This window comes from Pseudoalteromonas sp. S1612 (assembly GCF_005887175.1).
Classification (GTDB): Bacteria; Pseudomonadota; Gammaproteobacteria; order Enterobacterales; family Alteromonadaceae; genus Pseudoalteromonas; species Pseudoalteromonas undina.
In genome coordinates this window covers 25,282-50,853 of the sequence record NZ_PNDH01000002.1, presented here as the reverse complement: position 1 = coordinate 50,853, position 25,572 = coordinate 25,282, and the positions used below count along the sequence as shown (strand labels likewise).

Annotated in this window: 21 protein-coding genes and 1 tRNA gene; 12 read left to right on the top strand and 10 right to left on the bottom strand. The window is 39.7% G+C overall.

Annotation, left to right across the window (positions count from 1 at the left end; translation table 11 throughout):
- Nucleotides 1-54 precede the first annotated feature (54 nt).
- Nucleotides 55-1,491: a pyruvate kinase gene (gene pyk, locus CWB78_RS00515; RefSeq protein ID WP_138593901.1), complete on the bottom strand. Its 1,437-nt coding sequence runs from the start codon at nt 1,489-1,491 to the stop codon at nt 55-57.
- Nucleotides 1,492-1,865: 374 nt separating this feature from the next.
- Here pyk and gnd point away from each other — a divergent pair, with 374 nt between their 5' ends.
- Nucleotides 1,866-3,239: an NADP-dependent phosphogluconate dehydrogenase gene (gnd, locus tag CWB78_RS00510; protein ID WP_010389900.1), complete on the top strand. Its 1,374-nt coding sequence runs from the start codon at nt 1,866-1,868 to the stop codon at nt 3,237-3,239.
- Between the two features lie 66 nt (nt 3,240-3,305).
- On the opposite strand, the gene ansA is transcribed toward gnd, so the two are convergent.
- Nucleotides 3,306-4,316, bottom strand: a complete 1,011-nt coding sequence (gene ansA / locus CWB78_RS00505) for an asparaginase (protein ID WP_054200863.1) — start codon at nt 4,314-4,316, stop codon at nt 3,306-3,308.
- A 70-nt stretch (nt 4,317-4,386) separates the two neighbouring features.
- On the bottom strand, nt 4,387-6,252 hold the full coding sequence (gene sppA, locus CWB78_RS00500) for a signal peptide peptidase SppA (RefSeq protein WP_138593900.1): 1,866 nt from the start codon (nt 6,250-6,252) through the stop codon (nt 4,387-4,389).
- Nucleotides 6,253-6,549: 297 nt separating this feature from the next.
- Between sppA and CWB78_RS00495 the strand changes: the two genes are divergently transcribed.
- The 7 genes from CWB78_RS00495 (at nt 6,550) to bamJ (ending at nt 11,852) form a co-directional block, all read left to right on the top strand.
- On the top strand, nt 6,550-8,511 hold the full coding sequence (locus tag CWB78_RS00495) for an oxidoreductase (protein WP_054200865.1): 1,962 nt from the start codon (nt 6,550-6,552) through the stop codon (nt 8,509-8,511).
- Nucleotides 8,512-8,600: 89 nt separating this feature from the next.
- Nucleotides 8,601-9,290 (top strand): HvfX family Cu-binding RiPP maturation protein, encoded by a 690-nt coding sequence (locus CWB78_RS00490; protein ID WP_010389906.1) that lies wholly within the window; start codon nt 8,601-8,603, stop codon nt 9,288-9,290.
- Between the two features lie 110 nt (nt 9,291-9,400).
- Complete coding sequence (locus tag CWB78_RS00485; RefSeq protein ID WP_054200867.1) at nt 9,401-9,949, top strand: NAD(P)H nitroreductase; 549 nt, start codon at nt 9,401-9,403, stop codon at nt 9,947-9,949.
- A 203-nt stretch (nt 9,950-10,152) separates the two neighbouring features.
- Nucleotides 10,153-10,530: a hypothetical protein gene (locus CWB78_RS00480; RefSeq protein ID WP_041709037.1), complete on the top strand. Its 378-nt coding sequence runs from the start codon at nt 10,153-10,155 to the stop codon at nt 10,528-10,530.
- 106 nt (nt 10,531-10,636) lie between these two features.
- Nucleotides 10,637-10,727, top strand: a tRNA-Ser gene (locus CWB78_RS00475).
- A 114-nt stretch (nt 10,728-10,841) separates the two neighbouring features.
- Nucleotides 10,842-11,165: a hypothetical protein gene (locus CWB78_RS00470; protein WP_138593959.1), complete on the top strand. Its 324-nt coding sequence runs from the start codon at nt 10,842-10,844 to the stop codon at nt 11,163-11,165.
- A 69-nt stretch (nt 11,166-11,234) separates the two neighbouring features.
- Nucleotides 11,235-11,852 carry a BamJ family beta-barrel-assembly machinery protein gene (gene bamJ, locus CWB78_RS00465; RefSeq protein ID WP_008112467.1) on the top strand — a complete coding sequence of 206 codons (618 nt, stop codon included), beginning with the start codon at nt 11,235-11,237 and terminating at the stop codon, nt 11,850-11,852.
- Nucleotides 11,853-11,941: 89 nt separating this feature from the next.
- Here bamJ and CWB78_RS00460 read toward each other — a convergent pair whose 3' ends face one another.
- Together CWB78_RS00460 and CWB78_RS00455 are read right to left on the bottom strand one after the other, a co-directional pair.
- Complete coding sequence (locus tag CWB78_RS00460) at nt 11,942-14,341, bottom strand: TonB-dependent receptor (protein ID WP_138593899.1); 2,400 nt, start codon at nt 14,339-14,341, stop codon at nt 11,942-11,944.
- Between the two features lie 151 nt (nt 14,342-14,492).
- Nucleotides 14,493-14,882 (bottom strand): YkgJ family cysteine cluster protein, encoded by a 390-nt coding sequence (locus CWB78_RS00455; RefSeq protein ID WP_138593898.1) that lies wholly within the window; start codon nt 14,880-14,882, stop codon nt 14,493-14,495.
- Between the two features lie 207 nt (nt 14,883-15,089).
- Here CWB78_RS00455 and CWB78_RS00450 point away from each other — a divergent pair, with 207 nt between their 5' ends.
- From CWB78_RS00450 to CWB78_RS00440, 3 genes are all read left to right on the top strand, one after another.
- On the top strand, nt 15,090-15,515 hold the full coding sequence (locus CWB78_RS00450; RefSeq protein WP_010389912.1) for a tetratricopeptide repeat protein: 426 nt from the start codon (nt 15,090-15,092) through the stop codon (nt 15,513-15,515).
- 129 nt (nt 15,516-15,644) lie between these two features.
- A complete protein-coding gene (locus tag CWB78_RS00445) occupies nt 15,645-16,118 on the top strand; it encodes a hypothetical protein (RefSeq protein ID WP_138593897.1) in 474 nt (157 codons plus the stop codon).
- A 27-nt stretch (nt 16,119-16,145) separates the two neighbouring features.
- Nucleotides 16,146-16,742, top strand: a complete 597-nt coding sequence (locus tag CWB78_RS00440) for a DUF1287 domain-containing protein (RefSeq protein WP_138593896.1) — start codon at nt 16,146-16,148, stop codon at nt 16,740-16,742.
- A 114-nt stretch (nt 16,743-16,856) separates the two neighbouring features.
- Here the strand turns inward: CWB78_RS00440 and yfaE are convergent, their stop codons facing one another.
- From yfaE to ubiG, 5 genes are all read right to left on the bottom strand, one after another.
- Nucleotides 16,857-17,129 carry a class I ribonucleotide reductase maintenance protein YfaE gene (gene yfaE, locus CWB78_RS00435; protein WP_010389916.1) on the bottom strand — a complete coding sequence of 91 codons (273 nt, stop codon included), beginning with the start codon at nt 17,127-17,129 and terminating at the stop codon, nt 16,857-16,859.
- A complete protein-coding gene (nrdB, locus tag CWB78_RS00430; RefSeq protein WP_010389917.1) occupies nt 17,129-18,259 on the bottom strand; it encodes a class Ia ribonucleoside-diphosphate reductase subunit beta in 1,131 nt (376 codons plus the stop codon). Before nrdB ends, yfaE begins: the two co-directional genes overlap by 1 nt.
- Before the next feature lie 73 nt (nt 18,260-18,332).
- Nucleotides 18,333-20,615 carry a class 1a ribonucleoside-diphosphate reductase subunit alpha gene (nrdA, locus tag CWB78_RS00425; protein ID WP_010389918.1) on the bottom strand — a complete coding sequence of 761 codons (2,283 nt, stop codon included), beginning with the start codon at nt 20,613-20,615 and terminating at the stop codon, nt 18,333-18,335.
- 410 nt (nt 20,616-21,025) lie between these two features.
- Nucleotides 21,026-21,706 (bottom strand): HAD family hydrolase, encoded by a 681-nt coding sequence (locus CWB78_RS00420; protein ID WP_138593895.1) that lies wholly within the window; start codon nt 21,704-21,706, stop codon nt 21,026-21,028.
- Complete coding sequence (ubiG, locus tag CWB78_RS00415; protein WP_138593894.1) at nt 21,706-22,416, bottom strand: bifunctional 2-polyprenyl-6-hydroxyphenol methylase/3-demethylubiquinol 3-O-methyltransferase UbiG; 711 nt, start codon at nt 22,414-22,416, stop codon at nt 21,706-21,708. Before ubiG ends, CWB78_RS00420 begins: the two co-directional genes overlap by 1 nt.
- 178 nt (nt 22,417-22,594) lie before the next feature.
- Here ubiG and gyrA point away from each other — a divergent pair, with 178 nt between their 5' ends.
- Nucleotides 22,595-25,294, top strand: coding sequence for a DNA topoisomerase (ATP-hydrolyzing) subunit A (gyrA, locus tag CWB78_RS00410; protein WP_055013303.1), 2,700 nt, complete (start codon nt 22,595-22,597; stop codon nt 25,292-25,294).
- Nucleotides 25,295-25,572: the final 278 nt, after the last annotated feature.

The following is a 25,572-nucleotide window of genomic DNA, read 5'->3' as shown; positions in this document are numbered from 1 at the left end:
AATAAATAGCATAAAAAAACGCGAGCAATTAGCTCGCGTTTTTTATTGTGACTTTTACGACACTGTCACTATCTTCATTGTATTGGTTGCACCAACTGTTTCCATTGCATCACCATGAGTGATAATCACGGTGTCGCCTACTTGCAGTGAACCTGCAGCCACTAACGTGTTTAATGCATCTTTAACCATATTATCTTTTTCACATTTGGTAGAGTCAAAAAACACCGGGTAAACACCACGATATAGTGCTGTTTGCCCTAATGTGCTCGGATGACGTGAAAGTGAGTAAATGGGTAAACCAGAGCTAATACGCGACATAAGTTTTGCTGTACTACCTGATTCTGTTAGGGTGATAATCGCTTTCACAGAGTCTAAGTGATTAGCTGCATACATTGCAGAGAGTGCAATTGACTCCGCATTAGAAGAGAAGCGGCTATCTAAACGATGCTTAGAAACATGGGTTTCTTTTTGCGACTCAGCACCTAAACAAACACGTGCCATTGTGGCAACCGTTTCTTCTGGGTAATCACCAGCGGCTGTTTCCGCTGAAAGCATGACCGCATCGGTGCCATCAAGCACTGCGTTGGCAACATCCATAACCTCTGCACGAGTTGGCATTGGGTTATCGATCATCGATTCCATCATTTGTGTGGCTGTTACAACAGTACGATTAAGCGAGCGTGCGCGACGAATAATGAGTTTTTGTTTGCCCATTAAAGCTGCGTCACCAATCTCAACACCTAAATCACCACGAGCAACCATCACAGCGTCAGACGCTAAAATAATATCATCTACTGCTTCTTGCGTTTCTACTGCTTCAGCACGTTCAATTTTAGCCAAAAGCTGAGCATTAGAGCCTGCAGCTTCTGCAAGTGAACGTACATAACGCATGTCATCGCCACTTCGAGGGAATGAAACGGCAATATAGTCAACATTAATTTCAGCCGCAGTTATTAAGTCTTCTTTGTCTTTATCGGTAAACGCGGGCGCAGTTAAACCACCACCTAAACGATTAATCCCTTTATTGTTCGAGAGCACCCCACCCACAGTAACCACAGTGTGCACTAAATGATCTTCAACATGTTCTACAGTAAGCTGAATTAAGCCATCGTTTAAAAGGAGTAAATCACCAGGAGCTACATCTTGTGGTAGCTCTTTATAATCGATACCAACGGCGTTAATATCGCCTTCACCTTTTTCCATTTTTGCATCAAGGATGAATTTTGCACCGACCGCTAAAGTTACTTTACCTTCTTTAAAGGTTGAAACACGGATTTTAGGACCTTGTAGGTCAGCAAGAATTGCAACGTGCTTACCCAGTTTAGCGGCTATATCTCTAACAGCTTGTGCACGGTCTTTGTGATCTTGTGCAACACCGTGTGAGAAGTTTAATCGAACGACATTAGCGCCTGCGCGAATAATTTTTTCTAAGTTATTATCTCTGTCTGTTGCAGGTCCAAGTGTCGCGACTATTTTTGTACGTCTTAACATTAAATTCTCCTGTGCGCTTATTTTAAGCAAGTTGACGGTTATTTTGTTTTAGTGACTACTTAATAAATCTTCAAAGAAGATTTCAGGTTAATAGTAATTTTTAGTTTTATGCAATTTTTATAACATTGCGACTATTATATACAAAATGAATATGTCATCATTATGACACCGGTGTCACAGGGCGTCAATGATCTAAAAATTTAAATAGCAGCGCTATTTCTTCCCCTGTGAGGGCGGTTGTTTGATATAATTGCAGTGTTTATTTTAACTGTAATAAATGCATGTAGCTTTGCTCATGGCTTAGGCCTGAGTATAATGCACGCGGTATTATTTTAATTTACTAACCAAATAGTTGTTACCGAGGAGGGCACTAAATGCAAGTTGCATTAGTAGGGTTAGGCGTTATGGGGAAAAATCTTGCCCTGAACTTGATTGAAAAAGGGATAACGCTGGTCGCTTATGACAAAAACCCAAATGCGGGTGAAGAATTATTAAGCTGTGCTAAGTCACAAGGCATGGCTGACAAACTTCACATTGTCTCTGATCTAGGGGATATGGTTAGGCGTTTAGAAACACCGCGTTCTATTTTATTACTTGTACCTGCGGGTGAGTTGGTTGATGCGGTTTGCAATGAGCTGATTGAAGCGGGTGTTCAATGTAGTGATATTATTGTTGACTGCGGTAACAGTAATTACAAAGACGGAATTAATCGCAAGCTAAAATACCAAGACAAGTTTGAGTTTGCCACCATGGGTATTTCAGGTGGTGCTGAGGGTGCGCGTCATGGGCCAGCTATGATGGCAAGTGGTTCTGAAGGTGGCTGGGAGCGTGTCGAGCCATGGTTTACAAAAGTTGCTGCAAGCTACAAAGGCGAGTCGTGTTTTGCTCGCGTTGGTCAATCAGCCAGCGGTCATTTTGTAAAAATGGTTCATAATGGAATTGAATACGCACTGATGCAACTTATTGCTGAAGTGTATCAGTTACTTCGTCATGGAACTAAGCGCTCGCCAAAAGAAATTGCTGAGATATTTAATGAATGGTCACAAGGCCAGTTAAATAGCTATTTATTGTCAATTTCTAGCCATATTTTGTCACTTGAAAATTCGCAAAATGTGCCCCTTGTTGACTTAATTGATAACAAAGTTGGCGCAAAAGGTACTGGTTTATGGACAGCTCAAAATGCACTTGAATTGGGTATTGCGGTACCGTCATTAGTAGCCGCTGTTCAAGCACGCCATTTAACTAATGCATGCAATACCACTGCTGCACAAGAGATGACGTATAGCGCGCAAAATACCACGCAAGTTGATATTGATTTAGATGAATTGAAAGATGCATTTACTCTTGCAAGTTTACTAGCGTATCGTCAAGGACTTGCATTAATTAAAGGTGCTTCACGTACCCATCAGTGGAAAGTTGATTTAGCCAAAACACTACAAACCTGGCGTGCAGGGTGTATTATTCGTGCAGATTACTTAGACAGTGTAGCGCAAGGTGTTGAGTTTATTGATACTCTTGAAAAAGAGTCGCTCGCAATGCGTAAAGTAACGGGCCAAGCGGTCATGACGGGTCTGGCATTCCCTGTGCTAAGTGCAACACAAACCTACTTAGCAACGTTAACAACACCAAGTAATGGGCATTTAGTACAAGCCCAGCGTGATTACTTTGGTGAGCATGGCATTAAGACTCACAGCGGGGAAACGTGTCATTTAACTGACTTAGTTGATATTGACGCAAAAGTTCGTTAATAAAATCTAAGTAAATAAAAAGGACGCTAAATAGCGTCCTTTTTTGTTATTCGTTTAGCTGAACACCTAACGAGTTAATTCACCCCGCAAATTATCTTGCATTAAATGGCGAATCGTTTCGACCTCTAAGTTTTGACTAAAAAGATAATGCAGTTTAGTTAAACAGGCTTCTAAGGTCATATCAAAACCACTGATCACGCCTATATTGAGTAGCGCATTTCCTGTGGCATACCCGCCCATATTCACTTGCCCTTTTAGGCATTGAGTGAGGTTTGTGATAATAACGCCGCGCTTACTCGCTTCATCAAGTATATCCAAAAACTCAGGGTCTTGCGGTGCATTACCCACACCAAAGCTCAGCAGTACCAATGCTTTAATGTTGCCATTAACTAAGCTTTTAACCACTTCTTTGCTGATCCCAGGGTATAAATACAATACACCAATGGCTTGAGGAGTGATCTGCGCAACTTGTAATTCATTTTCTACATACGGACTTAACTGACCTTTGATCAGTTGAATATTAATGCCAGACAGCGCTAATGGCTCTAGGTTAGGGGAGGCGAATGCATCAAATCCATCGGCATGCGCTTTGGTTGCTCGGTTGCCTCTAAATAATTGATTATTAAAAAACAAACTGACTTCCGCTATCGGGTAGTTAGCTGCTAAATACATGGCATTAAGTAGGTTAACTTGACCATCAGAGCGCAATTGAGAGAGCGGAATTTGTGAGCCGGTAACGATAATAGGCTTTGTTAAGTTTTCAAACATAAACGATAAAGCCGATGCCGTATAGGCCATGGTATCTGTACCATGCAGCACTACAAAGCCGTCGTAATCTTGGTACTTACTTTTTATGTCATCAGCAATAAGTTGCCAGTGAGCAGGAGACATATCTGAAGAGTCAATCAGTGGGCAGTATTCATGAATATCGAATAATGGCATTTCTTCACGATTAAATTCTGCGTTATTAACCACAGTTTCGGTTAAAAAACCTTCGGCAGGAATATAGCCGCGGATTGATTTTTTCATTCCTATAGTACCGCCAGTATAAGCGATGTAAATGCGTTTACGTTTCATAAAAAAAGCCCAGTAAAAAAACTGGGCTTAGTATAACGCTAAGTGCTAATCAATACAGCCTGTTAGGGCATTATTGTGCAACTGTACATTCTAAACAGCGCGCGTAAACACCTTGTGGATCGTTATAATCTTTCAGGTTTTCTACTTCGCTGCTTAATTGCTTAATCACGCTTTGCAGGTTAGCTTGACTAGCTAGTACTGCTGATTTTTGTGTTTCAAGTCCAAGCACTGATTTAACCGCGGCGCTACCAAAAATATCTTGGAGCATTTGTTCTTGAGGGCTAAGTGATTGTTTAATTGTTTTAACTTCATAGAAGTTAAGTTTAGCAAGCTCTGCAGCCGCTTTGATAGCGTCTTGCTTGTTACCCAGCTTGTCAACTAAACCAAGCTCTTGAGCTTGCGATGCAATCCAAACGCGGCCTTGGGCAATTTTATCAACTTGCTCAGGGGTCATATTACGCGCATCGGCAACCACATTTAAAAAACGTTCATAAGCTTCTTCAACACTCATTTGAATCACTTGTGCCATTTTTTCATTTAGTGGACGAGTTATTGAAAAACCGGCCATTTCTGTAGTCGCTACACCATCAGAGTAAACACCGATTTTAGCTAAGGTATCTTCAAAGGTCATAAAGGTACCAAATACACCGATTGAGCCGGTAATCGTACTAGGTGCTGCCCAAATTTCATTTGCCGCTGATGCAATCCAATAACCACCTGATGCAGCTACTGAGCTCATTGAAGCAATGACTGGTTTGCCTGCGGCCTTAAGTGCCAATACTTCAGCACGAATAACTTCAGAGGCAAACATGCTGCCACCGCCAGAATCAATACGTAACACGACTGCTTTTACTTTATCGTCAAGGCGTGCCTTGCGTAATAGTGCAGCTGTTGAATCACCGCCAATCTCACCGGCACGACGCTCACCGTCTACGATGGTACCTTTAGCTACAACAACAGCGACTTTTTCTGTCATTGGGTTATCAAACTCAATGGGCGGCTTAACTAAGCTTAAGTATTCACCAAAAGACACTTGTTTAAATGTTTTACCATCTTCCTCAGCGCCAACTAGATCAATTAATTGTTGACGAATTTGTTGATTAGTTTTGAGAGAATCAACCCATTTATTATCCAGCGCGTATTTACCCGCATCACCATTGGCAGCCTGCATTTTGGCTAAATAAGTATCCATTGTTTCATCAAAATTTGATTCGTCAAATGGACGCACCGCACTTACATCTTGCTTATATTCGTTCCATAAAGCACCTAACCATACGCTGTTTGCTTCTTTAGCTGCTTCTGACATATCGTTTCTGATAAACGGTTCAACGGCAGATTTGAAGGTACCTACACGAAATATATGCTGAGTGACTTCTAATTTTTCTAATGCATCTTTGAAGTAAAGCGGGTACATACCGTAGCCTTCAATAAGCACACTACCATAAGGGTGCATCGCAATTTCGTCTGCATGCGCGGCAATGTAATATTGCGCTTGGGTATAGTAATAGCCTGAGGCAATTACTTTTTTTCCAGTTGCTTTAAATGTATCAAGTGCTTTTGTAATTTGCTTAAGCTTATTTAAGTGCGCTTTTGGCATTTCTTGTAAATCAAGCAAAATTGCGCTGATACGAGAGTCTTGTGACGCCTCATTGATTACTTCAATGACATCATCAAGCAGTATTTCAGTAGGCGTATCAGCGCTTGCTGTTGCATCATTAATGGCCGCTTCTACAGGGTCTACGTAGGTTTTTTCTTCCACAATTGGACCGTTTAGGTTGAGCCTGAGGACAGAACCCTCTTCGACAATGATTTTATCGCCGTCACTTGATACTGAGACAATGAAAATGATAACCAAAAATAAAAATAATAAATTTAGTACTAAACGACGCGAGAAGTTAATCCCTGTCCATATACATTTAAATACCTTCGCTATCAAAATAGCTCCTTAAATTCGTACAGCTAAAACGTTATTGCCATAGTAGCTTAGAATATAAATTAATTTAACTGCTAAATCGTAACGAAACATTTATAAATTCAATTACACTTATGATTATACGAATGTTTATGTCACTTTTAGCCGTATTTTACAATTAACAGTTATACATAAAACAAGATTATTTAGGGTGTTTTAAATTAAAAAGTTTAAGTTTAAGCTGCTCGTATATTGCTTATTCTGCGTCATTAAAGCAGAATTGAACAAACACACAGGTTAGACCAGTTATTGGGGCACAGGATGTTAGAACAAAAACTAGAACTAAAACACACACAACTACGCAACCGTTTAGTAATGGGATCAATGCATACCGGCCTTGAAGAAGGTTGGCACAATCGTAAACGCCTTCGTGCCTTTTATGAAGCACGTGCCAAAGGTGGCACTGCGATGCTTATTACCGGAGGCTACAGCCCTAACTTACGCGGTAAGTTAACGCCTATTTCTTCATCATTTAATAGTTATTACGATGTATTTAAGCATCGTGCATATACGCAAGCTGTTCATCAACATGGTGGTAAAATATGTTTGCAATTATTACATGCTGGGCGTTATGCGTATCACCCTTTTAATCAGGCACCAAGTGCTATAAAAGCTCCGATTAATCCATATAAACCAAAGGAAATGTCTTTAAGTTCAATTAACAAAACGATTAAAGATTTTGCTCACTCGGCTTATTTGGCTGAAAAGGCTGGTTACGATGGCGTGGAAGTAATGGGCTCAGAAGGTTATTTGATTAATGAGTTTATGGCACCGCATACTAATAAACGAAACGACGAATTTGGCGGCAGCCTTGAAAACAGAATGCGTTTAGCCGTTGAAATTGTAAAAGCAGTAAGAGCAAAAGTATCGGATAAATTTTTAATTATTTTTAGACTCTCCGTTATAGATTTAATTCCTAATGGTTCAACCCCTGATGAAGTAACTCAACAAGCGGTTGCACTTGAAAAAGCAGGTGTTGATATTTTTAATACCGGAATTGGTTGGCATGAAGCGCGCGTACCTACAATTGCGAGTATGGTGCCACCGGGTGCATTTAAAGAAGCGTCAAAGCGTTTAAAAGATGTTATTAGCGTGCCTGTTATTGCGGTAAACCGCATTAATACCCCTGAGATTGCTAATGATATTTTAAATGCTGGCGAAGCTGATTTAATTTCTATGGCGCGTCCATTATTAGCCGATCCTGAATTTTTTAATAAATACGCGGCTAAGCAATCTGAGCATATTAATATTTGTATTGGTTGTAATCAGGGTTGTTTAGATCATGTATTTAAAGGTAAGCGCGCTACCTGTTTAGTAAATCCACAAGCAGGTTTTGAGCTTGATTACCCGTTAGAAAAAGCAGAGAAAGCTAAAAATGTATTAGTGGTTGGCGCAGGGCCTGCAGGTTTATCGTCTAGCTGTTACTTAGCGCAAAAAGGGCACAATGTAACCCTGATTGACCAAAAGCAACATATGGGTGGGCAATTCAATTTAGCTATGCAAATACCTGGTAAAGAAGACTTCAATCATACATTAGCTTATTTTAGTAATGAACTTAAGCGTCTAAATGTAACCATTGAATTAGGTAAAGCATTTAGTGACAGTATGCTAGCTGAGTTTGATGATGTGGTATTTGCAACTGGTGTAAGACCACGTGAAGCTACGATTAAATGCAGCGATGATAAGCGTGTATTTGCTTACGATGAAGTTATACGCGGTGAAGTAGAGCTGGGTAATTCTATTGCTATATTAGGCGCAGGCGGTATTGGTTTTGATATGGTGGCATTTTTAAGTGAACACAAATCACAAAGCATCAGCGACTTTAAAACCCAATGGGGCATAGAATGTGAACCTCAGCCGCATAAAGATGAACGTCAACTCTATATGCTAAAACGCAGTGCAGGGCGCTTTGGTGGTGACTTAGGTAAAACTACTGGTTGGATCCATCGTCAAGTTGCCAAACAACATGGTGTTAAACAAATTGCAGATTGCCAATACCATAGTTTTGATAAAAACGGCCTAACCATTAGTGTTGCTGGTGAAACTCAAGTACTGCCAGTCGATACGGTTATTGCCTGTATTGGTCAAGTGTCTAACGACGAGTTATTTAAGGCACAAGCAGAGGACGCCAAAGTACATGTTATTGGTGGCGCTAAACTCGCTGCTGCTATTGATGCTAAACGCGCAATATTTGAAGCGTTACAAGTAGCAAGGCAAATTTAATCTTTAAGGGCGAAATAATTTAGCTCTGTGCGCGGTCATGTTTGTTTATAGTCTATAACTTAATAAACAATGAACATACAAGAGTGCGCATGATTAAATTAATTACACTTTACGACAATATTATAGGTAAATTATCTTTATTGGATGGTTTGCCTGCTTTGCTTTTTCGCTTGATTTTAGCGCCTGTAATGATTATTGCAGGCTATAACAAACTCGCAATAAGTGGCGATACTAATGGTTTTTTTAACCAGTTTTTAGCCTCTGATGATGTCGTTCAGTGGTTTGGCAATAGTGACTGGGGATTAGGATTACCGTTTCCTGATTTGCTGGCTTTTTTAGCCGGTTGGAGTGAGTTTTTAGGAGGTTGGTTTTTACTTATTGGTTTATTTACGCGCTTAGTGAGTATTCCACTAATGTTTACAATGGTGGTAGCAGCAACAACAGTACACTGGCATAACGGCTGGTTTGCTATAGCGCCAACAAATCCACAAACAAGTGCCGCCCAAGTACTTGATTGGCTATCAGTTCCTGGTGCCAAAGAAAGCCTTGAAAATTCAAAAGAAGTACAAGTCCGCATAGGTAAAATTCGCAGCTTAGTTGAAGAATATGGCTTTGAAGATTACCTATACGAAAAAGGTAAACCATCAATACTAAATAACGGCATCGAATTTTCTGCTATTTATTTTGCCATGTTACTTAGCTTATTCTTTACGGGAGGTGGGCGTTTTGTAAGCCTAGATTATTGGTTTAAACGCGGTGCCTACATCAATAGTTACTAGGATATAAACACTCGCTTCATTAATTTTATCTGCTTAGTAGTTTTAACCCTGCAGTGTTTATTTTTTACTTATAAATGTTACTCTTACGTTTTGAATTTTGAGAGCACACTATGGATGCTATTGAGCTTTTACTCACTCGCCAATCTGATGCAAAATTGACAGCGCCAGGGCCTAATGAAGAGCAGTTAAACATTATTCAGCAGGCTGGGTTGAGAGTGCCCGATCATGGCTGTATTGCACCGTGGCAATATATTATTGTTCAAGGTGATGCGCGTCATAAGTTAGGTGAAATTTATTATCAAAGCGCTATAGCAGAGCAGCAGGCTGAAAAAGTAATTAATCGCGCTAAGGAGTTACCGCTTAGAGCACCCATGATTATTATTGCGATTGCAAAATATCAACCACACCCAAAAGTTCCTAGAATTGAACAAGTACAAAGCGCAGGTTGTGGCGTATTGGCAATGCAACAAGCCGCATTCGCTCAGGGGTTAGGCGGTATTTGGCGTACGGGTTACTTTGCACAAAGCCCCAGTGTTAAACAGGCGCTTAACTTAAATGATGATGATGAAATAGTCGGTTATTTATATTTAGGGACGCCGGCAATTGAATGCAAAAAGTCACCAAGGCACAAACCAGAAAATTATTTTAGTTTTTTGTAGAAATAGTATGAACTTTTTATATTCAATATAGTCATAATTCATTAAGTTAATCGTGTTACACTACTGCGGTTAATATTGTAGCTGCGAGAAGCGCACGGAAGCACTAAACGTAATAAATCTTCTTCAGTTTGTTTTTTAATCGGTTGTTTTTTGGTAATGTATGGAAAGTCTTACCAATAATAACGATAAAGAAGACGAAAATGATGGGAAATTTATTTTTACGTGAAAAAGAAAACTGGTTTGCTTGGTCAATCTGGGGTGTAGTTGGCGCGCTTGCGACATTTTATGTTGCAATGAGCACTCAAGCTGAGCATTTTATTGCTGCTTCAGCAATAGGGGTGCTGGTATTGCTAACTTGGTGGATGCAACAATCGAAACGGTTTGATTTTGGCAGAGCCTTTAAAATATGTTGTTATGTTTTACTGTTCACTGTACTGCCTTCATTTGTATTGGTTGTGATCCCGAGCGATGACCTTAATCGCTTCGATTTAATATTTCAAAGTATTGCATTTTTAACAGCCAGCTTATTGGTCTGTTTAGTGTGCTCTTGGATTGCTCGTAGGCCTAAGCAATATTACTAATAATGGCTAATTGATAACTAAAGCGGTTTATATTTAACTATTTAGCCGGTTTTATTAAAATAGGGCTTTACAAGCTAAGCGTATGATCTTATTATGCGCGCCGTACGGAGAGATGGCAGAGTGGTCGAATGCACCGGTCTTGAAAACCGGCAGGGGTTTATAGCCCCTCTAGGGTTCAAATCCCTATCTCTCCACCATTATTTAAAAAACCGCCTTATTGGCGGTTTTTTGCTATCTGGAGCTTTATAATGTCACAGTCCCCGGAATTATCCTTTTCTAAACGTTTACTTAAGCACATTCTTCTATGGACTGTGTTTGGTTATTGTTACCAAAGCGCCATATCGTTATTACAAAAAATGGCTATTGATGCATATCCAGACGACGCACTAATAATGACCTTATTATATGGCATCGGGTTTAATATTTTATCGGGGCATTTAATTACAAAATACGATCATTATTGGCCTGTATGGGGCGCGTTTTATATTGGCATTATCGGTTTAGTAGCTGTACCTCTTTTACTGGTCGGTGTGGCTGGATTATTGTCGATGAGCTTACTTGTTGGAATTTTGCTCAGTTTGCCTGTGTGTACCTTTGCTATTGGTTTAATTAAAGAAAAACTCAATAAAAACTAGCACCAAAGACCTTTTATTTTGTGATAGCATATACGGGTCTTTTAACTAACAAAACGTGAATAACACATTATGTCAGATAATTTTACTACAGATGCTGAAAAAGCAAGTTACGGTATTGGCTTACAAATGGGTGAGCAACTTAAGGCTAATCCTTTTGAAGGTTTAAACTTAAATTCAGTATTTGAAGGCATGAAAGATGCGTATGCAGGCAGTGCTTTTCAAGTTGAGATCCCTGAGATCCAAGCTGCATTTGAAAAAATTAACGAAGAGATCCAAGCTCGTCGTGAAGAAGAAGCTAAAGTACTCGCTGCTGAAGGCATTGCATTTTTAGAAGAAAACGCAAAACGTCCTGAAATTACAGTAACTGAGTCAGGTCTTCAGTACGAAGTACTTGCAACAGGTGAAGGCGAGAAGCCAACTGCTGAGTCTACAGTACGTGTTGATTACCACGGTACTTTAGTAAACGGTACTGTTTTTGACAGCTCATACGAGCGCGGTCAACCTGCTGAATTCCCAGTGGGCGGCGTGATCAAAGGTTGGACTGAAGCATTACAAATGATGCCAGTAGGTACTAAGTGGCGTTTATACGTTCCTCATGAGCTTGCTTATGGTGAACGTGGTGCCGGTGCAGCAATCGCACCTTACTCAACACTTGTATTCGACGTTGAGTTACACGCAATTCTTTAATTAGAACGTACATAACATTTTAGTTATGAAAAAACCGCATTCATTAATATGAATGCGGTTTTTTATTGTCTCATTAAACTGATCTTTGTTTAAAAGTAGCCTCTTACTCCAAATTGGAAGTTACGACCAGGAAGTGGCGCGATGTCTTTAATAAACGAGCTGTGTACAAAACCAAGTTCATCAGTAATGTTATCAACACTTAGGTAAAGCTGTGTGTCAACGGCACCTAAATCAAGCTGATAATTGGCTTGTAAATCAATCAATGTATAGCCATCTGTTGTTGTTTCGTATGCACTAATATCATTTTGCTCAAAATAATGTGTTCCTGTTAAGGTAAATTGTGCGCTACCTAGGGTGTATTGCAGTTCTGAACCCAATTTATTAGCAGGAATGCGTGGTAAATTTCCTTCATTATCTTTTAGTTTGGCGCGAGTAGAATCACCAAATACTTTTACCATGGCGCTGGGGTTTATTTGATAATGTACATCAAATTCAAAACCATACAGCTCAGCATCTTTACTTGTGAACTGATAAACATCAATTGCATCACTGTGACCATTGGCTGCAGGTTCAAAACCATCCATTTCATCAAACACTAATCCTGTGTTTTGCTGATAATAAAAGTTTTTAATGTCGTTATAGAAGAAGTTGACAGTGTAACCAAAGTCTCCACTAAAGCGACGTAAACTAATATCTAGATTAGTCGATGTTTCTTGTTTAATTTCTTCAGGCTCAAAATGCGCTTCGTTACTTTCAATATGGTAACCCAAGCCAAGTTCGTAAGTCCCGGTAGCAATATGCACACCATTAGAGAGTAGCTCCGCTGAAAGCGGTGCACGCTCTGAATGTGATAAGCTAACGGCTAGGTTGTGACTTGGCATATACTCCCAAATCGCACCTGCTGAGGCACTTAGATTAGTAAAGCTTTGGGTGTAGTTAACAGTTTCATCTGCTGATGCAGGTTCGTCATCATGGCTATGCTGATGCGTATCCACATCACTTTTTATCTCATAATCTTCTAAACGGGCGCCAAGTTCTACGGTGACGTCACCAAATGTGCGTTCTTCAAGTAAATATAGCGCATGAGTGATAGTGATACTTGCAGGTGTAAAGGCTTCTTCACCAATCGCGTCATAATCAGACTCACTATAGTGATAGCCAATCATGCCATGCCATTGGCCTAATTGGTGCTCTACGTTGAAACGTGCTTCAGTGGTTTCATTACTAAAAGTGGTGCCAATAGCGCCGTCTTCAATTTCACTATGGGTATAGTCTGTGTAACCAACACGTAGGTTAATAGACTCAATCCAGTTATCATGAAACGCATAACTTACCAGCCCCTGCCAGCGGTCTTGTTCTAAATGAGCATAAACGGGTGTTTCTGCATGTTCTTCACCTTCGTGTTCTTCATGCTCGCCTGCTTCTTCATGTGCATGATCGTGTTCATGATGAGCATGTGAATGGCCTGGAATACCATAGTCTGTTTCGATATTACCGTATGAAAATCCAACGGTTAAATGCTCACCCACATAGCTAGTACCAAAATTAACTGTTTCACTGTCTATAAAGGTATTTTCAACTGAAGTAGCTGTTTCTTCATCGCCTTCAACATGTACTTCATCTTCTTCATGTTCATCCGGTAAATTAAAACGAGGTGTTTGGTAATCATCTCCGCTGCGTTTAGTACCATCAAAATGGAAATTAAAGTTATCGCTGCCAGTTTCTAGTTTTGCTGCGAAGGTATTCGCATTTGAAACTGTATCGTGCGTGTATTGTGCTGCCCCAGATAAAGAGTTAATGTTATTGGTTGGAATACGGTTATCAACCACATTCACTACACCGCCAATAGCACCAGAGCCATAAAGTAGGGTGCTTGGGCCACGTAACACTTCAATTTGCTCTGCCGCTAGGCTGTCACTTGATGTAGCGTGATCAGGTCCAATGCGAGACGCATCGCTGCTATCCAAACCATTTTGAGTAATTTTAACTCGAGGACCACCTAGGCCGCGAATAATCGGACTTGATGAAACAGGGCCAAAATAACTAGCATTAACGCCAGGTATGCCTTTAAGTGTCTCACCTAGCGTCGGCTTAGCTTTATTTTTTAGTTCATCGCCTGATAGCACACTGACTGGTGAAATCATTTCTAAGCTATTTTTATGCAGCGCGGAGGCATATACAACAACAGTTTCAACCGAAGTTGGCTTTAAAGTAACATTAATAGTGTTGTCTGTATTTTCAAGCGATATACGAGAATCTAGGTAGTTATCTTTACTGATATGTAATTGACTCTTAGAATCTATGTCAATACTAAACTGGCCTTGTGCATTACTTTGCACGCTTTTTGACTTACCATGAACATGAATCGTGGCATTGGCAATGGGTTGCTTTTTTGTATCTGTTACCGTGCCGTTAATCGTCGCTGCAAGTGCAGAGTGAGAACACAAAACAGACAGTAGTGCTGAGGATATGAGTGTTAGCTTAGTCATAGTTACTTCAATTCGTGGTTGTTATGTTGTGATATAATATAACACTACAAAATTATGCTATCAACAATGTTATACTATAACTTTAAAATTTGCGTTGAATAACACAAAAGAGCGATAAATTTAATTTAGCACGGCATTATTACAGTTAAATTTAGGAGCGGCTGTCTATCATCAGTATGTCTAACTTTTTTTGTGCTCTAAAATGATTTTGCTTATCAACTGGTTCAAGCATTTCACAGTCATCGTTTATCATTTCTGAAATTAAGCTTGGATAATGCCTGCAATCTTGGGGTCGGTCATGATAAATACTGCAAGTATATTTATCTTTTTCTTCAGGAGATGCTTTATTGGCGAGCTCTAAAAATGGGCATTGCGTTAATTGCTCACCCGTTATTGGGTCAAACCATAATTGATCGTTTTTAACGTATTGAAATATTTCAGGGTTGAATAACGCCCACATTTGAATTTCATCCTGATTAGTATCTAAATCTGCCGCACCGTATTTTGTGCAGCACTTACCGCATTGATTGCAATTTTGCATAGGGTAGATATTTACTGTTGCTTTTTATAGTAGGCATTAAGTGTAGCACCCTAATATCCACGTCAATAAACTAAACAGCGTTTATTGTTGCTTATAATACTTTTGTAACAACGCGGCGCTTAATAATAATGTACTATTAAGAGATATGTTTCGGATACAGCGCTGTAAAAAATTAAAAAGGCGCATTAATTAAGGTAGCGAGTAATTATGAATACTAAAGTATACAAAGCGGTTCACGATTTAGCAGAAAAGCTGATGGCAGCTGCCAATAAGAATGATACTAAACAATTCGAATCTTTATATGCAGAGCTCAAAGCAATTTGTATTGAAAACGAAAATACCGCTAAAGATCACCCTGTACAGTGGGAAACTTTAGCAGATTTTACCGAAGAGCTAGAAGACGCTATTGAGACTTATGAAAAAGCATTACAGAAGTCGATTGAAATCAATAACAAAGATCATATGTCGTCGGTTGCATTTTCTATGGCTACTTTACAGCTCGAACTAGGCGACAAAGAAGCGGCGATTAAAAACCTACAAGATGCTAAAGTCAGTGCGAATAAAATTGAAGACAAAGAATTAAAGTCAGAGATCCATGAGCTATTAGAGTCACTGGTTGAAGAAGAAGGTTAGGAAACTGTATAGTGATTATTAATAATCAGCGCCAGTAGTTATACACTTGGCGCTTTTTTATGAAGAAGATAAAGTTCAACTTCATAAAATATTTATTAATAACTTACCGAGTAATTTTTTGGAGAAAAAATGCTAGCGCAAATAGAACAATGGATTGATAAAACGAATAGCGAGTATGCACATAAAAGAATATGCTGTGAAAAATTTGCTAACGAGTTTGAGGGCTTTTACCCAAATGAATTTTTGAAAACTGCATTTTATGTAGTTGTTGATAAAATTCCTAAACCTGACTTTACAGGTTTACGTGAACTTGGTTTAAGCAATTTTATTGATATGGATGTAGCTGGAATAACCTATAAAAATACATATTATATATTACCTAGCGCTGTGGATAATTTAAGAGTACATTTTCATGAGCTTGTTCATGTAGTTCAATGGCGTGAACTCGGTGCGCACACTTTTATAATGCGCTACATCAATGAAATCCAAACGTTTGGTTACAATGATGCTCCGCTTGAAATAATGGCCTATGGACTTGATGCGCACTATACCAGTAATGGAAATAAATTTAATATTCCTGATTATATTATTCAACAGCTTTAGTTAATTACTATTATAAAAGGAATTTATATGTCACGTTTTTTGTTTTATTCACTAGCTCTATTTGCTTTTCATGTGCAGGCGAGCTCTTTTGATGATGATATCGTTAATGCATTAATCCATAGAACAACACAACCAGTAACTTACGATGGCGCCTATCATAAGCTTGAGTACCCAGGTGGTGATGTGCCCGCTAATATTGGTGTGTGTACCGATGTTTTAATTAGGTCGTACCGACAGCTTGGTATTGATTTGCAAAAATTAGTACATGAAGACATGCAGAACAATTTTCGTGCATATCCTTCCAAACGTATTTGGGGATTAACCAAGCCAGATAAAAATATTGATCATCGACGTGTTCCTAACTTACAAGTTTACTTTGAGCGCCATGCAAAAGTGTTAACTAAATCGCTTAATGCAGAGGATTATAAAGCCGGTGACATAGTGACTTGGATGCTGCCAGGTAATTTACCGCATATTGGTATGGTCGTTAATGAAATAGCGCAGGGCAGCGGCAACCCGCTTATTGTGCATAATATTGGTCGTGGACCAGAAATGAGCGATATGCTTTTTGCGTATACAATTACGGGTCATTACCGATTTGTGCCTGCAAAATATTCAGAGTAAATAACACTGTACTAGTAGGCGTGTTTGAGTTTAAAAACACGGCAAACAGGTTTGGTACAAACCTAGCTGTTATATATTATTCTTGTGCTGTTAAATACGCTTAATGTGAGTTAGTTACTTTAAATTAATACTGATATCACCATTTGGTTTGCAGCAACACAGAAGTATTTCACCATCGCGAACAAACGCTAACGGCTCTTCATTATAATTAACTTCACCAGAGACAAGTGTTGCTCGACACGCACCGCAATATCCCTCACGGCATTGGTAAGCGGCATCAATCTTATTCGATTCTAGGCAATGTAAAAGAGAAGGGCAGCCAGCGGCAAAATCAATGCGCTGGCTGTTATCTGCAAGCATGATACTTGCAGTCGTTCTATCAGTCATTATAAATCAAAGTCACCAAATTCATCGGCATCTACTTGTGAATCAATCTGACCAACTAAGTATGAGCTTATTTCAGCCTCTTGAGGAGCAACTTGCACATTGTCAGACACTAACCATGAGTTGATCCACGGAATAGGATTACTGTTGTTTTCAAACTGTGCAGGTAGACCAATCGCGGTCATACGCGCATTGGTAATGTACTCAACATATTGACATAGAATGTGTTTATTTAAACCAATCATCGAGCCATCTTTAAATAGGTACTCGGCCCATTCTTTTTCTTGCTCTGCAGCTTCAACAAACATTTTAATTGCTTCTTCACGGCATTGTGCGGCAACAATCGCCATTTCAGGGTCATCTTTGCCATCTTGCATGATATTTAAAATATGCTGAGTACCCGAAAGGTGAAGTGCTTCATCGCGGGCAATAAGCTTTATAATTTTAGCATTACCTTCCATCAATTCACGCTCGGCAAACGCAAATGAACAAGCAAAACTCACATAAAAGCGAATGGCTTCTAAAATGTTCACTGACATCATTGCCAGGTACAATTTCTTTTTCAGCTCAAATAAATTAACTACCACGGTTTGGCCATTAATTTCGTGTTTGCCTTCACCGTATAGGTTGTAAAGCGATACAGAATTGATTAGGTCATCATAATAAGTAGTTACCGCATCGGCACGCTCACTAATTTTGTCATTGCTAACAATGTCATCAAAAATGAGTTCAGGCGCTTGAGTTACGTTACGAATAATATGGGTGTACGAACGACTATGAATAGTTTCACTAAACGCCCATGTCTCAATCCACGTTTCTAGTTCAGGAATTGATACGATAGGAAGTAATGCTACGTTAGGTGAGCGGCCTTGAACACTATCAAGCAACGTTTGGTATTTTAAGTTGCTTAAAAATATATGCTTTTCGTGTTCGGGAAGCGCTTGAAAGTCTAAACGGTCTTTACTTACATCAACTTCTTCAGGTCGCCAAAAGAAAGACAATTGTTTTTCAATTAGTTTTTCAAAAATAGGGTATTTTTGTTGATCGTAACGTGACACGTTAACGGTTTGACCAAAAAACATTGGCTCTTGCATTTGGTTATTATGATTTCTGCTAAAAGTAGTATAAGACATGTTTATCACTCAAAAAACTATCACTAAGACTATCAGGACAAAGCGGGCAAGGCGCCCGCTTTAAGTTTAACTATTAAATTTTACACGCGCCGCCTGCACAATCATCATCTTCCACTTCTGGAGTGTCTTCTTGAGCATCTGATGCGCCATCGCGGGTATTATGGTAATACAGTGTTTTAACACCTAGTTTGTATGCACCGAGTAAGTCTTTTAATAAGACTTTCATAGGTACTCTACCGCCTTCGTATCTATTTGGATCATAATTAGTATTTGCTGAAATTGTTTGGTCGATAAATTTCTGCATTATGCCTACTAATTGTAAGTAACCATCGTTTGATGGAATATCCCACAGTAATTCATAGTTATCTTTAAGGCGTTCGTAGTCAGGAACAACTTGCTTTAAAATACCGTCTTTACTTGCTTTAACACTAATATGGCCACGTGGTGGCTCAATACCATTGGTTGCATTTGAGATTTGCGATGACGTTTCTGATGGCATTAATGCGCTCAGCGTTGAGTTACGCATACCATGCTCTTTTATGCTGGCACGTAATGTATCCCAATCAAGGTGCAGTGGTTCATCACAAATCTTGTCTAAATCACGTTTGTACGTATCGGTTGGCATAATACCTTGCGAGTACGTAGTTTCATTAAATTTAGGACATGCTCCACGCTCTTTAGCAAGTTCGTTAGATGCCTTCATTAGGTAGTACTGAATTGCTTCAAACGTTTTGTGCGTGAGTGCATTTGCGCTGCCATCTGAATAACGCTTACCGTTTTTAGCTAAGTAATAAGCGTAGTTAATAACACCTATGCCTAGCGTACGACGCCCCATAGTGGCATTTTTAGCTGCAGGTACAGGATAGTCTTGGAAATCAAGTAGGTTATCAAGTGCACGTACTGCAAGCTCAGCTAACTCTTCTAGTTCATCTAACGACTCAATGGCACCTAAGTTAAACGCAGATAATGTACAAAGTGCAATTTCACCTTCTTCGTCATTCACGTTGCTAAGAGGCTTAGTCGGTAACGCAATTTCTAAACATAAGTTAGATTGACGTATAGGCGCCACTTTTGAGATAAACGGACTGTGTGTATTACAGTGGTCAACGTTCTGCAAGTAAATACGACCGGTGCTGGCACGTTCTTGAGCAAACATAGAAAACAGTTCAATGGCTTTAATGCGTTTTTTACGAATTGACTCGTCTTGCTCATATTTTACATAAAGTGCATCAAATTCATCTTGATCTTCAAAGAATGCATCGTAAAGCCCCGGCACGTCTGATGGACTGAATAATGTGATGTAATCATCTTTAATTAAACGAGAATACATTAGTTTATTAAACTGCACACCATAATCTAGATGACGTACGCGGTTATCATCAACACCACGGTTATTTTTAAGTACCAGCAGATTTTCTACTTCTAAGTGCCAAAGCGGGTAGAATAAAGTAGCCGCACCGCCACGTACACCGCCTTGCGAACAGCTTTTAACCGCTGTTTGAAAGTGCTTATAAAACGGAATACAGCCTGTGTGGTACGCTTCGCCGTTACGAATAGGGCTACCTAATGCACGAATACGTCCGGCATTTATACCAATACCAGCACGTTGAGAAACGTATTTAACAATGGCTGATGAAGTCGCATTAATTGAATCTAAGCTGTCGCCGCACTCAATCAGTACACATGAGCTAAACTGACGCGTTGGCGTACGCACACCCGACATAATTGGTGTAGGTAAAGAAATTTTAAATAGTGAAACCGCATCGTAAAAACGTTTGATGTAATCAATACGCGTTTCACGTGGATAATCTGAGAATAAGCTTGCTGCTACTAATATATATAAAAACTGCGCGCTTTCGTAAATTTCACCGGTTACACGGTTTTGTACTAAGTATTTACCTTCAAGCTGCTTTACTGCTGCGTAGCTAAAGTTAAGATCGCGTGAATGATCTAAGTAAGTATCTAGTTCATCAAGTTCTTGCTCTGTGTAATCAACAAGCAAATGGGCGTCGTAGCGTTTTTGTTCAACCATGTTAGTAACGTGGTCAAAAAGACGCGGTGGCTCAAATTGGCCATACGCTTTTTTACGTAAATGGAATACAGCTAAACGAGCAGCAAGATACTGATAATCAGGTGATTCTTTTGAGATCTGATCCGCAGCGGCTTTGATAATCGTCTCATGAATATCTTTAGTACGAATACCGTCATAAAATTGAATATGTGATTTAAGTTCAACTTGTGAAACCGAAACGTTGTTTAAACCTTCGGCGGCCCATTCAATAACGCGATGGATCTTGTCTAGATCAAGTGGCTCTTTACGGCCGTCACGTTTGCTTACAGATAACTGTTGGTTCATAGTTTTGCCTGTATTCCTTGGGAATTAAATATTTTTGACCAATGAGTGCACTCAAAACGCCCAGTGCCTATTCTTTTATTGTTATTTCTACCGCATAGGTAAATTTAATTGAATAACATTTAGCCACAATATCTGGTGTTGTTCAAATTAGAGATCACAAGATAGTGTGGTCTGTGATCTTTTGCAAGGGACAGAAACCGCTCTGATTGTGGATAACGTTGGGATAACGTAATTGTGTTAGTAGGCATTAACCTTTGATCATTCGGTTAAGTTGAAATTTGTAAAAATCAACTAAGGAAAGATTAAATTTACGCTTTTTAAAAATAAATTTTGTCTGCTTTTTTTATCATCAAGCTTTGCGTAAAAACTAACACAATCACAATATGTAGTGTTTATTAATTGGTATGGCACTATATGTGGTTGAAAGCATCTATAGGGCTATGCCAATTAAAATCTGCATTCCAAGCCAATGCCTCGTCCACACTCGGTACATATCCCCACAGTGCGGTAGCGGTGTGCATATTCGCTGCTTTACCTGCTTGTATATCTCGCTGCGCATCACCTATATATAGGCAGCGCGAAGGATCAACACTCATTTGCTCAGCACAATGTAATAAAGGAAGGGGTGAGGGCTTAGACTCAGCTAAGGTATCACCACTTATCACAATTTGCGCATTTTTTAATGCAGGAATCGCCTTGACTAAAGGATCGGTTAAAAAGCTAGGCTTATTTGTCATAATGCCCCACGGGATCCCTTTATTATCAAGGGCAATAAGTAATTGCTCTACACCGACAAAGCATTGGGTATGGGTGGCAATATTGGCAGCGTAGTATGCAACTAGCTCTGCTAAAAGTTGCTCTTGCGATTGTTGCCCCCAGCCTTCTTTAAAACCAGCAGCAAGTAATGCTGCTGCGCCATTTGAAGCTGCGGGTCGATATATATCACTGCCCACTTGTGGTTGTTGGTGATTATGCAGCACACTATTAAGTGCAGCGCCTAAATCATCAGCGGTATCAAGTAAAGTGCCATCTAAGTCAAATAGCAATGCTTGATATTCAATTGGGCTAGTAGATGTTTGTGAGCTTGTCATTACGCTAACTTCTCAAAGTGCAGCATATAATTTACGCTAACATCATCATTAATCGTATATTGCTTTGAGAGTGGGTTGTAACTTAATCCTGCACTGGCACGTACTTTCAAGCCTGCTTGTTCTGCCCATGCGATTAATTGCGCAGGTTTAATAAACTTTTTATGGTCGTGGGTACCTTCTGGCACCATTTTTAACAGTTTTTCTGCGCCGACAATAGCGTATAAGTAAGCTTTAGGGGTTTTATTAAGGGTGGAGAAGAATACATCGGCCCCAGGTTTTGCTAATTTAGCGACTGCATGGATAATAGAAGCAGGGTCGGGGACATGTTCTAACATTTCCATACAAGTAATCACATCAAAGCGCTCAGGGTGCTCATCAGCAAATTGTTCAGCAGGTACTTTTATATATTCAACGGGTACACTGGTTTCTAAACTGTGTAACTTAGCGACAGTTAAAGGCTCTTGCCCCATATCGATACCTGTTACGTTTGCCCCCATTCGCGCCATGCTGTGACTTAAAATACCGCCGCCACATCCTACATCGAGGGTTTCTTTGTCAAATAATCCTTTAGTTTTGTCTGCGATGAAATCTAATCGTAATGGATTAATTTCGTGAAGCGGCTTAAATTCGCCTTCTAAATCCCACCAACGCTCTGCGATGGCTTCAAACTTTGCTATTTCTGCGTTATCTACATTTTGATGTTCGGTCATAAAATACTTCCTCGTCAATCTGAGGCCATTATATAGGGCTAAATTGATAAATCGCAAAGTTTTGCGCCTGTAAATTAAAATTAATTGTGATAGCATGGTTGCTTAGAAATAATAACAAACACTCTTAATACCTAATAATGGGTTGTTAAGAGCTGATACTGAAGGAATGTGATATCAAATGACTGATCTCGCCAATGAAATTCTGCCAGTCAATATTGAAGACGAGTTAAAAAACTCCTACTTAGATTACGCCATGAGTGTAATTGTAGGACGTGCATTACCAGACGTACGTGACGGTTTAAAACCTGTTCACCGTCGCGTTTTGTTTGCAATGAACGAGCTTAGTAATGACTGGAACAAGCCTTACAAAAAATCGGCCCGTGTGGTCGGTGATGTAATCGGTAAATACCACCCACACGGCGACAGTGCAGTTTATGACACCATCGTACGTATGGCTCAGCCATTCTCACTACGTTATATGCTAGTTGATGGTCAGGGTAACTTTGGTTCGGTTGATGGTGATTCAGCAGCGGCAATGCGTTATACAGAAGTACGTATGGCAAAAATGTCGCACGAATTATTAGCCGATCTTGAAAAAGAAACGGTTGATTTTGTGCCTAACTACGACGGCACAGAACAAATTCCTGATGTGTTACCGACTAAAATACCTAACCTGTTAGTTAATGGTTCGTCAGGTATTGCTGTTGGTATGGCGACAAATATCCCGCCACACAACTTAACAGAAGTAGTGAATGGCTGTTTAGCGCTTATTCAAAACCCTGAATTAACTATTACTGAGTTAATGGATTACATCCCAGGGCCTGATTTCCCAACTGCGGCGATTATTAACGGTAAAAAAGGCATTGAACAAGCCTATCAAACCGGTCGTGGTAAAGTGTACATGCGTGCGCGTGCTGACATCGAAACCGATGAGAAAACTGGCCGTGAAACGATTATTGTTCATGAAATCCCTTACCAAGTTAACAAAGCCCGTTTGATTGAAAAAATCGCTGAGCTAGTTAAAGATAAAAAGATTGAAGGGATCAGCGCATTACGTGATGAATCAGATAAAGACGGTATGCGTATCGTTATTGAGATCAAACGTGGTGACGTAGGTGAAGTTATTTTGAACAACCTTTATTCACAAACTCAGTTACAAACTGTGTTTGGTATGAATATGGTTGCGTTAATTAATAACCAGCCTAAGTGTTTCAACTTAAAAGAAATGCTTGAAGAGTTTATTATTCACCGCCGTGAAGTTGTTACTCGCCGTACGGTATTTGATTTACGCAAAGCCCGTGACCGTGCGCATACGCTAGAAGGTTTAGCGATTGCACTGGCAAACATTGACCCAATTATCGAACTTATTCGTAAGTCACCAACACCTGCTGAAGCAAAAGTTGCACTAACAGCGCGTCCTTGGGAATTAGGTAATGTTAAAGCCATGCTTGATAAAGCCGGTGAAGACAATGTTGCCCGCCCAGATTGGTTAGCAAGCGAGCTGGGTATTCGTGATGGTCAGTACTATATTTCTGAGCAACAAGCTCAAGCAATTTTAGACCTACGTCTACACAAACTAACGGGCCTAGAGCACGAAAAAATTCTTACTGAATACCAATCGTTACTAGACCTAATTGCTGAACTATTATTCATTTTGGCAAGTCCGGAACGTTTAATGGAAGTTATTCGTGATGAGTTAGTTGAAATTAAAGAGCAATATGGTGATGAGCGCCGCACTGAAATTAATGCCGCTGCACACGATATTAGCCTTGAAGACTTAATTAACGAAGAGAACGTGGTTGTGACCTTGTCACACGAAGGATACGTTAAGTATCAAGCGTTAAGTGATTACGAAGCGCAGCGTCGTGGTGGTAAAGGCAAGTCAGCAACTAAGATGAAAGATGAAGATTTCATTGAACGTCTACTTGTTGCCAATACCCACGATACTATTTTATGTTTCTCTACTGCGGGTCGATTATACTGGCTTAAAGTGTACCAGTTACCACTTGCAAGTCGCGCAGCGCGCGGTAAGCCAATTGTTAACTTATTACCACTTGAAGCAGATGAACGTATTACAGCTATCTTACCTGTACGTGATTATGAAGATGATAAATACATCTTTATGGCGACAGCATTTGGTACGGTTAAGAAAACACCATTAACGGCCTACAGCCGTCAACGTGCAAGCGGTATTATTGCCGTTAACTTAAACGAAGGTGATAGCTTAATTGGTGTTGATATTACCGATGGTAGCAACGAAATTATGTTGTTCACTGATGCGGGTAAAGTTGTACGCTTTAAAGAAGCTGAAGAAACCACGGTAGTTGATGAAAATGGTAACCCTGTTCTTGATGAAGAAGGTAAGCCTGAGATTCGCTTCAAAGGTGTACGTCCTATGGGTCGTACTGCAACGGGTGTTCGTGGTATTAAGATGCCAGACGATCAACGTGTTGTATCACTGATTGTACCAAAGAATGACGGTGCAATATTAACAGTGACAGAAAATGGTTACGGTAAGCGTACTCAACTTGAAGACTACCCATCTAAGAGTCGTGCAACACAAGGTGTTGTATCAATTAAGGTGAGTGAGCGTAATGGTGCCGTTGTTGGTGCTGTACAGGTTGATGACAACGACGAAATAATGATTATTTCGAATCGTGGTACCTTAGTACGTACTCGCGTTAATGAAGTTTCTACGGTTGGACGTAACACCCAAGGTGTTATTTTGATCAGAACTATTGACGAAGAGCAAGTAGTTGGTTTACAACGTATAGAAGAGATTGAAGTGACTGAAAGTGACTTGATTGATATCGAAGACGTTGAAACAGTAGATACGGTTATAGATGAAGTAGCGGATGATAATCCTCCTTCAGAATAATTGAGATTGAAAAAAGCGGCCTTGGCCGCTTTTTTTATATGGTTGAAAAAAACTAAAGACACTTGAATTAGTTTAATACCAATTCACTTAATTAAGTGGTCTATTTTGAGGCTGGAAAAACGTCTTGATAGCTAGGCAAAAAATTTGCTATTTAGTTGTTCTAAATGAGAATTTTTTAACGCAGGTAGCGACACGTTTAGCCCCGTAAAATGATTAAGTATTATTGCGGATTGGTATTAGTTCAAGTTAAACAGTAAATTACTGGAATGAGGAAAAGG